Genomic DNA, 16114 nt, shown 5'->3' with positions numbered 1-16114 from the left:
GGCCTCAAGTGTCCGTTCGCGCGGAGTATTTTGCACCCGATTCGCGATCGGGGCCAGTCAATGACGCGCCCGCGTCCTGAAGAACGCCCGTATTCCCGCGGCTTAAGATAAATAAGTCACTAAAGTTTGACGAAAAGGTTCACCTAAGTAAGGCTTACCTTGCTAAAGACAGCCCCAACGTCGAACTAAGGATGACCACTGTGCCGCTGCTGCCCCGTGTTGATGAGATGTACGTGGATGAAAATCGGGTGGGCGAAACCCTGCCCGGGCAGGATTTCGGCTCCCGCGTGGAGCTGGCCCTCGCTGCCACCAACCATCTGTTCAACACCAGGAACTCCACCCGGTACGTGGCGCAGGTGCTGCAGGGCGTCAACGCCGTGGCCACCAAAATCGACCGCACCACCCGGCCCTTTACCGGCGTCGGGCCCGCCGAAATGAAGGCGCGCATCGGCGCCGTCGACCTGGACCAGCCGCTCCCGGACACCGCCGCGGCCCTGGAGGAGCTTGAGACCGTCTACCTCCGGGACGCCATCTACTTCCACGATGCGAAGTACGCGGCGCACCTGAACTGCCCGGTGGTGATCCCGGCGCTGGTGGGGGAGGCCATCCTGTCCGCGGTGAACTCCTCAATGGACACCTGGGACCAGAGCGCCGGGGCCACCATGATCGAGCGCCGGCTCATCGACTGGACCGCCGAACGGCTGCAGCTGGGGGCGGCAGCCGACGGCGTGTTCACCTCCGGCGGCAGCCAGTCCAACCTGCAGGCGCTGCTGATCGCGCGCAACCACGCCGTTGCCGGGCTGCGGCAGGAGCCGGCCAACGCTGGACGCCGGCTGCCCGCCCTGCTGGAAAAGCTGCGGATCTTCACATCAGCAGACAGCCACTTCAGCATCCAGAAGTCCGCGTCCATGCTGGGCATGGGCTTCGACGCCGTCATCTCCGTTCCCTGCGCCGCGGACCACAAGATGGACCCGGCCGCGCTCGCCGAGGCCATGGCGGAAACCCACGACGCCGGGCTGGTGCCGATGGCGGTTGTGGCCACCGCAGGGACCACCGATTTCGGTGCGGTGGACCCGCTCGCAGACCTCGCCGCCCTGGCCCGCGCCTACGGTGCCTGGTTCCACATTGACGCGGCTTACGGCGGCGGGCTGATGGTTTCCGGCCGCTACCGCCACCTGCTGGACGGGACCCGCCTGGCCGACTCCGTCACCGTGGACTTCCACAAAACGTTCTTCCAGCCCGTCAGCTCCAGCGCCCTGCTGGTCCGCGACCGCGCCATGCTCCAGCACGTCACGTACTACGCGGACTACCTGAACCCGGAAAGCGCCGCCCTGGCCGAGATCCCCAACCAGGTGGACAAGAGCATCCAGACCACCCGGCGCTTTGACGCACTCAAGCTGTGGCTGACCCTGCGCATCATGGGCGCGGATGCGATCGGCGCCCTGTTTGATGAAGCGATCGATCTCGCCGCCCGGGTGGGATCAGTGCTGGCGGCCGACGACGACTTTGAGCTCGCCGCCGCTCCGCAGCTCAGCACGCTGGTCTTCCGGTACCGGCCGCGTGTGTCCGGAACTGCTGCTGCCCTTGCCGGCGCCGGTTTAGCCGATGTCGGCATCACCGGCGCTCACGGCCGGCTTTCCGAGGATGCGGCCGACACCCTCAATCCGGCTATCCGCGCGGCGGTTTTCGCGTCCGGGCAGGCCGTCGTAGCCGGCACCAAGGTGGCCGGCCGGCACTACCTGAAGTTCACGCTCCTCAACGCGGAAGCAACCCTGGAGGACATCAGCGAGATCATCGAGCTGCTGCGCAGCACCGGCGTGCAGCTGCTGGCCGGCGCCAACACCAACAACAGCACCAGCGAGGTGTCCGCATGAGCACCTCCACCGAACCGCGCATTTTCGACTTCGCCGGCATCGGCGTCGGGCCCTTCAATCTTGGCCTCGCCGCCCTCAGCGAGCCGGTGGACGGGCTGGATGGCGTCTTCCTGGAGCAACGGGAATCCTTCGACTGGCACCCCGGCATGATGCTGGAGCCGGCCCACCTCCAGGTGCCGTTCATGGCGGACCTGGTGACACTGGCCGACCCCACGTCGCCCTATTCGTTCCTGAATTTCCTCAAGCAGACCGGGCGCCTCTACCGCTTCTATATCCGGGAAAACTTCTATCCGCTGCGCGCCGAGTACAACCAGTACTGCCAGTGGGTGGCCGGCCAGCTGCGGTCCGTTCGTTTTAGCACGGCTGTGCTGGATGTAACGTACGACGCCGGCGTTTACCGCCTTTCGGTGGAAGGTCCGGACGGGCCCGAGGTGCTGCTGGCGCGGCGGCTGGTGCTGGGCACAGGCACCTCGCCGTACGTGCCGGCGTCCTGTGACGGAATAGTCGACGCGGCCGCTGATGGCGGCGGGGGACTTGTCCTCCACAACGCCGATTACCTGTCGAGGAAGAGTGAGCTGCAGGCCAAGCGGAGCATCACCATCGTGGGCAGCGGCCAGAGCGCCGCGGAAATCTACTACGAGCTGCTGCAGGACATCGACACCTACGGCTACCAGCTGAACTGGGTCACGCGGTCCGGGCGGTTCTTCCCGCTGGAGTACACCAAGCTCACCCTGGAGATGACCTCGCCGGAGTACGTGGACTACTTCCACGGGCTGCCGCAGGACCGGCGCGACGGACTCATCAAGAGCCAGAAAAACCTGTACAAAGGCATCAACTCCGAGCTGATCGACGCCATCTACGACCTCCTGTACACGAAGAGCCTCGCCGGCATGGTGGACACCCAGCTCCTGACCCATTCGTCGCTCACGGGCGCCGCGTGGGATCAGGCCGCCGGTTCCCACACCCTGCGGCTCCGGCACGGGGAACAGGGCTCGGATTATGTGCTGGACAGCGAAGCCGTGGTCCTGGCCACCGGCTACACCTACCGGGAGCCGGACTTCCTGGCCGGCATCCAGGACAGGATTGCCAGGGACTCCGCCGGCCGGTTCGCCGTGGCACGCAACTACAGCACCGGCGTCGAACCCGGCGAACTTTTCGTCCAGAATGCCGAGCTGCACACGCACGGTTTTGTCACCCCGGACCTCGGCATGGCCGCCTACCGCAACTCGTGCATCCTGCGCGAGATCGCCGGCCGCGAGGTCTATCCCGTGGAGCGCAGCATCGCGTTCCAGCAGTTCGGCGCGCCCCAGCCTGACGCGCCCCAGCCCGGCCCGGTCTCCGCTTCAGTCCCCGGTTCAGTCTCCGGTCCGGCCGGACGCAGCGCCGAGCCTGTTCCCGCCCAGACGGTGGAGGTGTCCGTATGAGCTTCTCGTTCCGCTGTGTTGACGCCGTTGCCGATGCACCACTCCTCCACAGCTGGGTCACACAGCCTTACGCGTCGTTCTGGGGGATGCTGTCCTCCACAGTTGACGGGGTTGTGGAGGAATACTCGAAAATCCAGGCAACGGGGCATCACCACGCCTTGTTGGGGATAAACGACGACGGCGTCCCCGCCTTCCTGATGGAGGAATACCTGCCGGCCGCCTCGCCACTGGCCGCGGTCTATGCCGTGCAGGAGGGCGACATCGGCATGCACCTGCTGGTGGCGCCGCCGTCGGGAGATCCCCAACCGGGGTACACGGCCGCGGTGATGGACGCCGTGCTGGAGCGGTTGTTCGAAAAACCGGGCGTGGAACGCGTGGTGGTTGAACCAGACGCCAGGAACTCCAAGATCCATGTGCTCAACGAGCGGCTGGGCTTCCAGCCGGCGGGGGTTGTCACCCTGCCGGACAAGGAAGCGCTGCTCAGCTTCTGCACACGCCAGGACTACCTCGCCGCCCGCACAGCGCTGGGCCACCCCCGAGTCCCTTCCCATGACCTTTCCGCCCCGATCCACCAGGGAGCATCACTGTGACCATCATCGAGCTGGACCCCACCGTCGTCGAAATACCGGACAGCACCGCCAACACCGTTCCCCACCTCGCACCCGAACGCTGGGCCATAGCCAACCGCCACCTGGTCCGCAAGGCGCTCGCCGAATTCCTGCACGAACGCATCCTGGAGCCGCAGCGCCTGGGCTCCGGCAGGGGTGCCACGGGTCCGGAGGAGCCCGCGGTGTACGTGGTCCGCAGCGACGACGGCCTCACGGCGTACTCGTTCACGGCCCGCGTGCTTGAGCTGGAGCACTGGTCGGTGGACGCCGCTTCGATCCACTGCACACGCAAAGGCGAGGATGCCGCCCCGGACGCCCTGCGTTTCATCACCGAGTTCAGGGACACCCTGGGCATCCGCGAGGAGATGCTCCCGGTCTACCTTGAAGAGATCAGCAGCACCCTGGCCGGCCACTCCTACAAGCAGTGGCTGGGACAGCCGTCCGCCGAGGAACTCGCGGCGGGAGTCACCGGCGGCACGGACCCCGCCGCCGACTTCCAGGCCATCGAACGCAGCATGACGGAGGGCCACCCGTGTTTCGTGGCCAACAACGGCAGGCTGGGGTTCGGCATCAGTGACTACCGGGCGTTCGCGCCGGAGACCGGAGCCCCCGTCCGCCTGGAGTGGATCGGGGTGCACCGCAGCAAGGCTGTCTTCACCGCCAGCGCGGGGCTGGACTACCGCGCCCACCTGGAGGCCGAGCTCGGCGCCGCCGCGCTGCAGTCCTTTGAGAGCGAATTCGCGGCGCAGGGTGTGGACCCCGCCCAGTACTTCCTGATGCCGGTGCATCCGTGGCAGTGGGAGAACAAGCTCACCGTCACGTTCGCTGCCGAAATCGCCCAGCAGCACATCATCCATCTGGGGACCGGTGCCGACAGTTACCAGGCCCAGCAGTCCATCCGCACGTTCTTCAACACGGCCGCGCCCGCCAAGAGCTACGTCAAGACGGCGATGTCCGTCCTGAACATGGGCTTTATGCGGGGACTCTCGCCGCAGTACATGAAGGCAACCCCCGCCATCAACGACTGGCTGCGGGACCTGATCCGGTCAGACGAAGCCCTGCAGAAACGCGGCCTGGCCATGATCAGCGAGATCGCGGCCATCGGCTACCACAACGGCTACTACGAGGCCGCGTCCGCCAAGGGCTCGCCGTACCAGAAGATGTTGTCCGCGCTGTGGAGGGAAAGTCCGCTCCCGCTGCTGGAGGACGGCCAGCAGCTTGCCACCATGGCGTCCCTGCTGCACGTCGATTCGACCGGCAAACCGATGGTGTCTGCCCTGATTGAGCGCTCCGGACTGGAGCCTGCCGAATGGCTGCGCCGTTACTTCGAGGCCTACCTCGTCCCGTTGGTCCACTGCCTCTACCGGTACGAACTCGCCTTTATGCCGCATGGCGAGAACGTGATCCTGGTGCTGGATAACGGTGTGCCCGTCCGTGCGGTGATGAAGGACATCGCCGAGGAAATCGTGGTGATGGGGCGCCGGTTGGACCTGCCCGCGGACGTATCACGGATCCAGGTGGACATTCCCGACGGCGAAAAGGTGCTGGCCATCTTTACGGATGTGTTCGACTGCATCTTCCGCTTCCTCGGTGCCCTGCTGGTGGAGGACGGGAAACTCAGCGAGGAGGAGTTCTGGGGCACGGCCGCCCGCGTTATCCAGGAGTACCAGGCTGAACACCCGGAGCTGGCGGACCAGTTCGCCCGCCACGACCTGTTCGCCCCTGACTTTGAACTGTCGTGCCTTAACCGGCTGCAGCTGCGGAACAACCAGCAGATGCTTGACCTCACGGACCCGTCCGGCGGGTTGCAGATGGCCGGCAGGCTCGCCAACCCGCTCGCCAGGTTCGCTGTGGGGTGAGCTCAGTCGGGGAGTCAGCTGAGCTCGTCCACCTTGCGCTGCAGCACCGCGCGCTCGGCGGCGTTTCCGCACAGCGCCACGGCTTGCAGGAGTGCGGACCGTGCGTCGCCACGCCTGCCGAGCCGGGTGAGCATCTCGCCACGGACCGCGGGAAGCAGGTGTGAGCCCGCCAGTTCTCCCCGTGCGGCGATCGCCTCCACCAGCTTCAATCCGTCCGCCGGGCCGGAGGCCATCGCGACGGCGACCGCACGGTTGAGTTCGACGACGGGGGACGGGGCCAGCCGGCCGAGGGCTTCGTAGAGGATGACGATCCGCTGCCAGTCCGTCTCGGCAACCGAATGAGCCACGGCGTGGCACTCAGCGATGGAAGCCTGGAGACCGTACGCACCCAACCCGCGTCCGGATCCCGCGGCCCGGGCAAGCGCCGCACGTCCGCGGCGGATCGCGGCCTGGTCCCACCGCCGTCGGTCCTGGTCTTCCAGAAGCACCGGGCGGCCCGACGCATCGAGCCGGGCCGGGAAGCGCGCGGCGGTGAGTTCCATCAGCGCAATCAGCCCGAACACCTCGGGCTCCGGCGAGATGCGCACCAGTACACGGGCCAGGCGGCGGGCTTCGCCGGCCAGGTCCGTGCGGATCCATTCCGCGCCGCCCGAGGCAAACGAGCCCTCCGTGAAGATCAGGTAGATGACGTTGAGCACCGAGCTAAGACGTTCAGCCCGCTCGTGCGGCTCAGGCACCGCGAAAGGCACCTGGGCGGCGGCCAGCGTCTTCTTGGCACGGGTGATGCGTGCCTGGATCGTCGCCACCGGGACCAGGAAAGCCTTGGCAATCTCGTCGCTGCCCAGGCCGCCCACTACGCGTAGCGTCAACGCGATCCGGGCTTCCTTGGCCAGCACCGGATGGCAGGAGATGAACATCAGGGCGAGCACGTCGTCGTCGATCGCATCGGGGTCGAACAAGGTGTCCGCTCCTGGCTCCTCCGCCGCGAGGTCGCTGGCCAGCAGGGCGTACTTTTCGTCCCGTGCCGCCCGCCGGCGGAACGTATCAATCGCACGACGGCGGCCTGTGGTGAGGAGCCAGCCGGCGGGTTCGGCGGGTATCCCGTTGACGGACCAGGAGACGAGTGCTTCGGCGAGTGCCTCCTGGGCGAGATCCTCGGCCAGCGGGAAGTCGCCTGTATAGCGGGCCAGGGCGCCGACGATGCGGGCAGACTCCATCCGCCACACCGCCTCGACGGCGCCCCGCGCCTCAGCACCGCTCATTAACGGTCAGATCTGTCGGTCAGAGCTGCCTGGTCACAGCTGCCCGGTCTGCTCGCGCCAGGCGCGTTCCTTCTGGATCCATTCGTTGTCCTGCGGGAACTCGTCGATGGTGGGTACGCGGCGGATTTCGGTCTTGCGGCCGGCCGTGAGCGGCGCCCGCTTCGCCCACTCGATGGCTTCCTGCTTCGAGGCCACATCGAGGATGTAGAAGCCGCCGAACAGTTCCTTGGTTTCTCCGTAGGGGCCGTCGGTGACCACCGGTGTTTCGCCGGTGAAGTCGACCACAACTCCCTCCTTCGGATCCTCCAGGCCCTCGGCCGCCAGCAGGACGCCGGCGCGGATCAGTTCGTCATTGAACTTGCCCATGGCGTTCATCGCCTCGTCGAAGTCGACGTCCGTGAACTTCGCGAGGGACTCGTCGGTTTCCCGCATGATCAGCATGTACTTGGCCATCTCAATCTTCTCCTTGGTTATGGAAGGTCGCCCTTCGACCTTCTCATCCATAGGTCGAATGGCGCGAGGCCGGATCGACACAAACCCAGGATTTTTTCCAACCGTTGAGCGGGCCCGCTGACTCTGGACCGGGGTGCGGTGGGGGTTAACGGTGGGCTCAGACGGACCCCACTCGACCCATCTGACTCCACCTGAAAAGGAGAAGCCATGGCCGGCGAACCAGCGTTCTTTGAAATCGGCGTCGAAGATCCCGAACGGGGCAGGGCGTTCTACGGCGCGCTCTTCGGCTGGGACTTCAGCCCCGGACCGTCCGACGAGGGCGGGTCCATCATCGGCACCCCAGGCATCCCCGGCGGAGTACGGAAGATTCAAGCTCTGCAAGGACGATCAGGGCTCAACCTTCGGCCTGCACCAGCCGCCGGCGCCGTAACACGGCTAGTCTGGGCGCATGGAGACACCCACCACCGCGCTCGTAACAGGGGCAACCGCAGGGCTGGGAGCGGAGTTCGCCCGCCAGCTCGCGCAGGAAGGCCACCACATGGTGCTCGTGGCCCGCGACGCCGCCCGGCTCCAGCAGATCGCTGACGAACTCGAGCGTGATTACAGCGTTTCCACCGAGGTGCTGCCCGCCGACCTGACGGACGACGCCGGTGTGGCCGCCGTCGTCGGGCGCCTCACGGACGCTGCGCGGCCGGTTGAGGTCCTGGTGAACAATGCGGGGATCGGGCTGCTGCACTCGTTCGAAAAAAATTCCCTGGAGGACGAGAAAAGACACCTTCGCCTGCACGTGCAGACCCCCATGGAGCTCTGCCATGCTGCGCTGCAGGGGATGCTGGAGCGGCGCTCCGGCAGGATCATCAACGTGGCCAGCGTGTCGGCTTTCGCCAACCGCGGCAGCTACTCGGCTGCGAAAGCCTGGCAGGTCATCTTCAGCCGCTGGGCCAACCTTGCCTACGGACCGAGAGGCGTGCACGTCACCGCGCTGTGCCCCGGATTCACGCACACCGAATTCCATGACCGCATGGGCATGGACAAATCGGTCGCCCCGCGCTGGATGTGGCTGCGGGCGGACTGGGTGGTCCGGGACGGCCTGGCTGACAACGCCCGCGGCAAGGGCGTTTCGATCCCCACCAAACGCTACAAACTGGTGGCCGCCATCTCGCGTGTGCTGCCGGCGCGGTTTACGTCCGGGCCGCCGCGGCGTCCGAAGCAGTAGCCCTCCGCGGCGCACGGACGGCCACCACCACGGCGATACCGATCACGGCGCCCACAAAGGTCTCCACCGCGCGTTCGGTGACCAGGAAGCCCGGATCCGCGGGGGCGGCAAGCTGCGTCATAAGCAGGATCACCGGGGTGAAAAAGACCATGGCCCAGCCGTAGTGCCGCGCCATGAACAGCTCGGTGGGGAACTGGAACGCGATCACCAGCAGCGCCAGCACCGCGGCCGTGTGGCCGGGGAAATACTGCAGCGGGGACAACGGCCCAGGAAAGAGTACGACGGCGACCAACGCCAAACCGACGAACGTCCCCACGATGCGGTGGATCCCGCGGTGGACGCGGCTGGGCAGGTCGGCCCCCGCGAGCGGGACGGCGGCCGCGGCCATGGCCCAGTGCGGGTGGCCGCTGCCGCTCAGGACGCCGCAGGTTCCGGCGGCACCGACGGCCAGGACATAGCGGGCGGCGTGGACCAGCGCGGCCTGCCGGAGTTCGCTGCTGGGACGCGGGACATCACGCACGGCGCCCGCCTGCCAGGCCCGGACCCGCAGCCAGCCTGCGAAGCCCACCAGGATCGAGAATGCGGCCGAGGCCGCGCCGATCAACACGGCCGTCAGGAACGGCACGCTCGTCGGGACCGAGGCGCAGGCGCCTAATGCGAGGATGCCGAAGAACGGTCCGTTGGGCTTGAGCCGCACCTTGTCGGAGAACAGGGATCCGAGGCCGGCCAGCAAGGCCTCCACGAGCACCAGCCACCAGGAGTGGATGTGGTTGACGGACAGGAACACGCCCACCGCGATGCCGCTGACCAGGACCAGAGCCGCCTGGGCCTGGTGCTTGAGGCGCAGCTGATGGGATTCCGAGCGCCCGTACATACCGGTCAGGGCGCCGAATACCGCGTACATGGTGAGTTCGGGACGGCCGATGGCCAGGAGTACTAAGGAGGGCACTGCCACGCTGAGGGCAACCCGAACGGCCGAGAGCCTGTCGTTGTTCGCCGGGCCCAGGGCGTGCAGCGTGCGGGCATGGGCCATGACTCTGGACACAGCCAACACCACCTATTCCTCAAGCCCTTGTTCGAAAATTAGCAGAAGCCCGGAATGCTGACCATTAGCTGGGTCACAGGGCGTCGCGTGGGCACGGCCGGGCCGGGCTGGGCATGGCCGGAAGGGCGGCGCCGGGCACGGCTAAGGCCCGCCCTGCGTGCTTCCCCCAAGGAAAGCGCGCGGGACGGGCCTTTGAGCGCGGGCTACAAGACGGCCCGGTCAGGCCGGTTTGTTGTTGCGGTGCTTAGGCTGTGGTGCCTAGACTCCGGCCGGAACCTTGGCGGCCGCGGCATCGGTCACGTCCTGGGATTCGAACGGCATGTCGGCCATGTCCAGCAGCGGGTTCTCATCCTGCGTGGCAACCAGTTCCTTGGCCTCTGCCTGGGTGTCCACGCTGGGCATGGAGCCGGGCAGCGGACGCTTGGCTGATTCCTTCAGGAAGTAGATGGCCACAACCCCGATGGCTGAGGTGGCCATGAGGTAGTAGGCCGGCATCATGTCATCGCCGGTCGCCGTGATCAGCGCTGCCACGATGAACGGCGTAGTGCCGCCGAAGATGGCAACTGCGAAGTTGTAGGCGATACCCATGGCGCTGTACCTGTTGGCTGTCGGGAACTGTGCGGGCAATGCCGAGGCGAGGTTCGCAACATAGAACGTCACTGGGAAGGCGATCAGCGAGAGGCCTGCCAGCGTGGACCAGACGTCACCGACGCCGATCAGCAGGAACGCCGGCGTAGCCAGCACTACGGTGCTGATGGCGCCGATCCAGAGGACCGGCCGGCGGCCGATGCGGTCGGACAGCTTGCCCGTCAGCGGGATGCACAAGGCCATGATGACCAGCACGGGGATGGTCAGCAGTGTGCCGTGGACGGGATCGTAGCCCTTGGACTCCGTGAGGTACGTCGGCATGTAGGACGTCAAGGCGTACCCGGCGGTGTTGGCAGCGGCCACAAGGATCATGGCCACGATGAGCGAGCGCCAATAGGCCTTGACGATTCCGACCGGACTCTTGGCGGCGTCCACGTCAGCTGCTGCGGCGGCCTGCCCGATGGATTCCTGGGCATCCAGGGTGGCCTGGAACTGAGGGGATTCCTCGATCTTGTTCCGGAAGTAGATGGCGATGAGGCCCAGCGGGCCGGCAATGAGGAAGGGTATGCGCCAGCCCCATTCCTCCATGGCTGTCTGGCCAAGGGTCAGCTGCAGGACAGAAACCAACGCCGCGCCCAGGGCAAAGCCGAGGTAGCTGCCCATGTCCAGGAAGCTTGCAAAGAATCCACGGCGCTTATCCGGGGCGTATTCGCTCACGAACGTGGTGGCGCCTGCGTATTCACCGCCGGTGGAGAAGCCCTGTACAAGCTTCAGGATTACCAGCAGCGCAGCGGCCCAGATGCCGATCTGGGCGTATCCGGGCAACAGCCCGACGGCGAACGTACTGGCAGCCATAATCATCAGTGTTGCGGCGAGTACTTTCTGCCGCCCGATCTTGTCGCCGAGCCAGCCGAACACAACACCGCCGAGTGGACGGGCAATGAAGGTGGCAGCGAACGTTCCAAGCAGGAACAGCGTCTGGACGGACTTGTCGGCCTCGGGAAGGAAAACAGGTCCCATAGTGGTGATCAGGTAGCCGAATACGCCGACGTCGAACCACTCCATGGTGTTACCCACGATGGTTCCGCCGAGCGCTTTTTTCAGCATGGGCTGGTTTACAACGTTCACGTCGGACTCTTTGAGCCTGCGGCGAGCAAGGATCTTCGGCTTACGCGCACTTGGGAGTACGTTATTTGGTGCTGCTTCGTTGGGTCGGCTGGCGTTGTTCACGCCTGCTGAAGAGTCGGTCGTGCTTCGGTCTGTGGGCATTTGGGCGACTCCTATGGAGGTCATTTGCTTGCGACTTGTAGCTGCCCCGCTCTGGGCAGGCTTTCAATTTTACGCGGATTCCATGGCAAATGAGAGTTTTATACCGTAAAGTGCCTTCCTTAGAGAGGGTTTCCAGCGGTCTTCAGGTATTTCTTTTGGCTGCTCTCGCCCCGTCATCATTGGGATTCGGACGGTTCGCCGCCATCGTTACCGAATCTTTTTGTTCACGACCCATTTTTTGTGCCATTTTTCCCCTGATTCGCGCGGAAAAGTGACGGCCGCCACGGCCGTTCGGGCACCAGTTCCGGCCGCCACCGTGCCCCATGTACAGGCCGGAAACCGGGGGTTCACAACCGAGCCTGAAACTGCCTATTGTTGATTCATGGGAACACTGATTTTTGAGTAGGCGGACGCCTGCGGCCTGGTACCACGGGCCCCGTCCATGCTGATCTCGTCAGACACACTGATTCTCCTCAGAAAGGTTCCACCAAATGACTGAAAACAACACTCCCAGCCAGCCCGAATCCGCGCAGGACGATGCCGAAGCCAAGGGCATCCGGGCGGGGCTGACCGAAGCGCAGCGGGCCATGCTGGCCAGCAAATCCAGGGGCGGCGACTCCGGGCTGCAGAGCGTCGGCAAGAACCACAAGCCCACCCATGTCAGCGGCAAGCAGGGCCCGGCAGAGAAGAAGGTCCGCTGGTAAATCCAGCGCCAGGACAGCACGCCAGACCTACTATTGGTAACCACTTCATTTCATTGCGGAAGGAAGAAAAAATGGCTGAAAAAAATGCTGGAACAAAGATCGAACCGGAGGTCGCGGACCATCTCGCGGCAGCCATGGACACCTCGTCCATGCCGGGCCCGGCCACCATTGCGGTGACTACGGCGATGGCCGGCGAACGCCACTGGCCGGACGGAAACGGCAAGCGCCGGCACCCCAAAGAGCGGGGCACAGGCCACGGTCGCGTGGGCCAGGAAGCTGCAGTGACGGCCGTGCACCGTACCGGACGCCCGCAGATGCCGCACTCGTCCTAGAAACACCTTGGCTGACGACGCGCATCTGATCTGACGACACACAAAAGGCCTGGCGACACCCGAATTCGGGTGTCGCCAGGCCGTTTGCGTGTCCGGGGAGAATTTGCGCGTCGCCAACACAGCGTCGCTAACCCTCCGGCACCACTTCGTCGGCGTTCTTGTCCAGCCGCCAGCCCCGCCACACCGGATGCCTGAGCTTGCCGCTCCCGGTCCACTGGCCGAAGGTCACCTCTCCGACCAGCCTTGGCGTCACCCAGTGGGCGTCCGAGGCATCCTCGCGGGGAACGTCGTCGAACGGTGACGTCTTGCGCGCCAGACCGTCCACCTTCTGCCGGAGCTCTTCCAGTTCGCGCATGCTGAACCCGCTGCCCACCCGGCCCACATACCGCAGCTTGCTGCCGTCGGGGATGCCCACCAGCAGCGAACCCACCGAACCCTGCCGCCCGCCCTTGCCCGGCCGCCAGCCGCCCACCACCACTTCCTGGGTCTGCTCCAGCTTGATCTTGATCCACGTCCGGGTCCGTTGCCCGCTGACGTAGCGGCTGTCGGTCCGCTTGGCCATTACGCCCTCAAGGCCCAGTTCCCGCGCGCTGTCCAGGATGTGCTCGATCTTGTCGTCCAGGACGGGGGACAGCTCCACGGGACACTCCGACGGGTGGTGGAACTCCTCCAGCCGCTCCCGCCGCTTAGCGAAAGGCAGCCGGCGAAGGTCCCCGCCGCCGTCGGACAGCAGGTCAAAAAGCATCAGCCGGACAGGGATTGCTGCGCGGGCCTTGGCGACGTCGGCCGGCCGGGTCAGTTTCATGCGTCCCTGGAGCAGTCCGAAATCGGGTCTGCCGGAAGGCCCGACGGCGATAATCTCACCGTCGGCGACGAACGGGCCTGCCGGCCAGCAGGCCCGGTCCGTCAGCTCGGGGTAGGTTGCGCTGACGTCGATTCCGTTGCGGCTGAAGACACGGACCTTCTCTTCGTCCGCGACCAGCAGCCCACGCACGCCGTCCCACTTCAGTTCGAACTGCCAGTCGCTGCCGTGAAGGTCGGCGGCGGTCCCGGACGTTGCCATCATGGGACCGAAATCCTCGGCACGCAGTGGGGAAGGCGCGGCCGCGGCAGGCTCAGCCCCGGAAGCGTCCGCCGCCGAATTCTCCGGCGCATCCTCCACCGGAGCCCGCCGCGGATGAAAAGTGTGGTGGTCCTTGTCCATCAGGTGGATGAGCCATTGTCCTTCGGAGTCCCTGCCCTGCCCGCGGCCGGTGTGGATCAGGGCGAACTTTTTGGTGCCGCCCAGGCCGCCGCCGTCCGCGCCGGTCAGCGTGGCGATGACCTCCCGGCCGTTGATCCACTTCTCCAGTTCATACGTGCCGTGGTCCCAGATGGTCACTTCGCCGGCGCCGTACTGGCCCTTGGGAATGATGCCCTCAAACGTGGCGTAGTCCAAGGGGTGGTCCTCGGTCTGGACGGCCAGGTGGTTCTTCCCGCCGGATTCAGGGACGCCCTTCGGCAGGGCCCACGACACCAGCACGCCCTCGTGCTCCAGCCGGAAATCGAAGTGCAGCCTGCTGGCGTGGTGCTCCTGGATCACGAAGGTATCCCCGTTTCCGGAGGCGCCGGAGAACGGCTCGGGCGTCGCGTCAGGGTCCCGCATCGACCGGTACCGCTCCAGTCGGGCGTGCGTGCCGCCGTCGTCCGTTCTCCCTTCCGGAGGGATCCCGCCGTCCCGCGGGTGCCCGGCACCGTGTCCGACGGCGGCGAACGGGTCCTTGCCCGCGTTCACCCGGCGCAGCACGGCGTTGTAGTCGAGGTGCTGGAGCTTGGGGGACCCGATCTCCTGCCAGGTCCGCGGGGCGGCCACCGTGGGCGTGAGGCGGCCGCGCAGGGAGTACGGCACGATGGTGGTTTTGGCGGCGCTGTTCTGGCTCCAGTCCACCAGCACCTTGCCTGTGCGCAGCTTCTTTTTCATGTCGCTCACGGCGAGATCCGGGTGGTCCGCTTCCAGGGCGCGGGCCAGTTCGTGCGCAAAGTCCGAGATCTGGTCGGAGGTCTGCGTTCCGTCCAGGCCCGCGTAGAGGTGGATGCCCTTGCTGCCGCTGGTCACCGGCACCGGCTCCAGGCCCACGTCCTGCAGGATGGCGCGTGCCAGCCTGGCAACCTCGGCGCATTCCTCAAGTCCGGCACCGTCGCCAGGATCGAGGTCCAGGACCAGGCGGTCCGGGTTCAGCTGCCTGCCGTGGGAGTCCACCTGCCATTGGGGGACATGGATTTCCAGCGAATTGATCTGGCCGAACCAGGTGAGCGTGGCGGGATCGTTCACCATCGGGTAGTAGATGGTCCGGTCCTTGTGCGTGATGGCGGCGCGGGGGAGCCAGCCCGGCGCTGAATCCTCCAGGTTCTTCTGGAAAAACACCTCGCCGGGATGCCCGGCGGTGCCCACCCCGTTGACCCACCGCTTGCGGGTGGCGGGCCGGTTGGCCGCGGCGGGAATCAGCACATGGGCCACGGCCGCGTAATAGGCCAGGACATCGGCCTTGGTGGTGCCGGTCTCCGGGTAGATGATTTTGTCCAGGTTGGTGAGGGTGAGTTCCCGCCCGGCGACCCTGACGCGCTCCTTAGGGCCGGCCATGGGTCTTCACCTCCGGCCCCGCGTGATGTTCACTTGAGGGATGAGAGCCATCTGGAAAGGTGCCATCGCGTTTGGCCTCGTCAACGTGCCCGTGAAGGTCTACAGCGCCACCGAGGACCACGACATCAGCCTCCACCAGGTCCACAATGCCGACGGCGGCCGGATCCGGTACCAGCGCCGCTGCGAGGTGTGCAGCAAAATCATCGACTATTCGGACATCGACAAGGCGTTTGAGGACGAGGGCCGGACGGTGGTCCTGTCCAAGGATGAGCTCAAATCCATCCCGGCGGAGAACAGCCACGAGATCGAGGTGGTCCAGTTTGTTCCGTCGGAGCAGCTGGAACCGATGATGTTCGAGAAGAGCTATTACCTGGAGCCGGATTCCAAGTCGCCCAAGGCCTATGTCCTGCTGCGCCGGGCGCTCGAGGATACGGACCGTGTGGCCATCGTCCAGTTCGCCCTGCGCGAGAAGACACGGCTGGGGGCGCTGCGCATCAAGGACGAGGTGCTGGTGCTGCAGTCCCTGCTGTGGCCCGACGAGGTCCGGGACGCCAGCTTCCCTGCGCTGGACACGTCCATCCGGATTTCCGCCCAGGAACGCGAAATGTCCGCCGCCCTCGTGGAGTCCATGGCCGCGGATTTCGAACCCGAGCACTTCACCGATGACTACCAGGTGCAGCTCCGGAAGCTCATCGAGGCCAAGCTGGAGAAGGGCGATTCGCTCGATACCGACGAAACGTTCGGCGCGGAGGCGGGTGGGGGCGGCAACGGCGAGGTCATCGACCTGATGGAGGCGCTCAAGCGCAGCCTGGAGCGGAAGCGCGGCGGCGGGAAGCCTGCCGCCTCTGAGGATGCGGACG

Annotated in this window: 13 protein-coding genes and 1 pseudogene; 9 read left to right on the top strand and 5 right to left on the bottom strand. The window is 65.9% G+C overall.

What is annotated here, in order from left to right; genetic code table 11:
* The first annotated feature begins 227 nt into the window (after positions 1-227).
* The 4 genes from V6M49_RS12860 to V6M49_RS12845 are packed head-to-tail and all read left to right on the top strand — an operon-like array spanning position 228 to position 5765.
* Positions 228-1874 (top strand): pyridoxal phosphate-dependent decarboxylase family protein, encoded by a 1647-nt coding sequence (locus V6M49_RS12860; RefSeq protein ID WP_332761352.1) that lies wholly within the window; start codon positions 228-230, stop codon positions 1872-1874.
* Positions 1871-3298: a lysine N(6)-hydroxylase/L-ornithine N(5)-oxygenase family protein gene (locus V6M49_RS12855; RefSeq protein ID WP_332761327.1), complete on the top strand. Its 1428-nt coding sequence runs from the start codon at positions 1871-1873 to the stop codon at positions 3296-3298. The genes V6M49_RS12860 and V6M49_RS12855 overlap by 4 nt, the downstream gene beginning before the upstream one ends.
* The gene (locus V6M49_RS12850) at positions 3295-3888 is read left to right on the top strand and encodes a GNAT family N-acetyltransferase (protein ID WP_332761326.1); all 594 of its coding nucleotides are present in this window, start codon (positions 3295-3297) and stop codon (positions 3886-3888) included. Before V6M49_RS12855 ends, V6M49_RS12850 begins: the two co-directional genes overlap by 4 nt.
* Positions 3885-5765 carry an IucA/IucC family protein gene (locus V6M49_RS12845; RefSeq protein WP_442959725.1) on the top strand — a complete coding sequence of 627 codons (1881 nt, stop codon included), beginning with the start codon at positions 3885-3887 and terminating at the stop codon, positions 5763-5765. The genes V6M49_RS12850 and V6M49_RS12845 overlap by 4 nt, the downstream gene beginning before the upstream one ends.
* A gap of 14 nt (positions 5766-5779) precedes the next feature.
* On the opposite strand, the gene V6M49_RS12840 is transcribed toward V6M49_RS12845, so the two are convergent.
* Both V6M49_RS12840 and V6M49_RS12835 read right to left on the bottom strand, forming a co-directional pair.
* Positions 5780-7027: an RNA polymerase sigma factor gene (locus tag V6M49_RS12840; RefSeq protein ID WP_332761325.1), complete on the bottom strand. Its 1248-nt coding sequence runs from the start codon at positions 7025-7027 to the stop codon at positions 5780-5782.
* Positions 7028-7060: 33 nt separating this feature from the next.
* Complete coding sequence (locus tag V6M49_RS12835) at positions 7061-7480, bottom strand: YciI family protein (RefSeq protein WP_056347932.1); 420 nt, start codon at positions 7478-7480, stop codon at positions 7061-7063.
* Between the two features lie 207 nt (positions 7481-7687).
* Between V6M49_RS12835 and V6M49_RS19930 the strand changes: the two are divergent.
* Together V6M49_RS19930 and V6M49_RS12830 are read left to right on the top strand one after the other, a co-directional pair.
* A pseudogene (locus tag V6M49_RS19930) lies at positions 7688-7756 on the top strand (VOC family protein); the annotation flags it as partial.
* 172 nt (positions 7757-7928) lie between these two features.
* Positions 7929-8696, top strand: a complete 768-nt coding sequence (locus V6M49_RS12830; RefSeq protein WP_332761324.1) for an SDR family NAD(P)-dependent oxidoreductase — start codon at positions 7929-7931, stop codon at positions 8694-8696.
* Here the strand turns inward: V6M49_RS12830 and V6M49_RS12825 are convergent.
* Positions 8662-9729 (bottom strand): FUSC family protein, encoded by a 1068-nt coding sequence (locus V6M49_RS12825; RefSeq protein ID WP_442959727.1) that lies wholly within the window; start codon positions 9727-9729, stop codon positions 8662-8664. The genes V6M49_RS12830 and V6M49_RS12825 overlap by 35 nt on opposite strands.
* A gap of 270 nt (positions 9730-9999) precedes the next feature.
* Entirely contained in the window at positions 10000-11598 is a 1599-nt protein-coding gene (locus V6M49_RS12820) for an MFS transporter (RefSeq protein WP_332761322.1), read from the bottom strand.
* Positions 11599-12089: 491 nt separating this feature from the next.
* On the opposite strand from V6M49_RS12820, the gene V6M49_RS12815 reads away from it, so the two are divergent.
* A complete protein-coding gene (locus V6M49_RS12815; RefSeq protein ID WP_056347939.1) occupies positions 12090-12302 on the top strand; it encodes a hypothetical protein in 213 nt (70 codons plus the stop codon).
* Positions 12303-12373: 71 nt separating this feature from the next.
* On the top strand, positions 12374-12634 hold the full coding sequence (locus tag V6M49_RS12810; protein WP_141139215.1) for a hypothetical protein: 261 nt from the start codon (positions 12374-12376) through the stop codon (positions 12632-12634).
* 127 nt (positions 12635-12761) lie between these two features.
* On the opposite strand, the gene V6M49_RS12805 is transcribed toward V6M49_RS12810, so the two are convergent.
* Positions 12762-15254, bottom strand: coding sequence for an ATP-dependent DNA ligase (locus tag V6M49_RS12805; protein WP_332761321.1), 2493 nt, complete (start codon positions 15252-15254; stop codon positions 12762-12764).
* 40 nt (positions 15255-15294) lie between these two features.
* Between V6M49_RS12805 and ku the strand changes: the two genes are divergently transcribed.
* Positions 15295-16114: non-homologous end joining protein Ku (ku, locus tag V6M49_RS12800; RefSeq protein WP_332761320.1), on the top strand; the 820-nt coding region annotated here is incomplete at its 3' end.

Origin of the sequence: Pseudarthrobacter sp. (genome assembly GCF_036675385.1) — a bacterium.
Classification (GTDB): domain Bacteria; phylum Actinomycetota; class Actinomycetes; order Actinomycetales; family Micrococcaceae; genus Arthrobacter.
The sequence above is the reverse complement of the archived record's forward strand: the minus strand, read 5'-3'. Positions and strand labels throughout refer to the sequence as shown.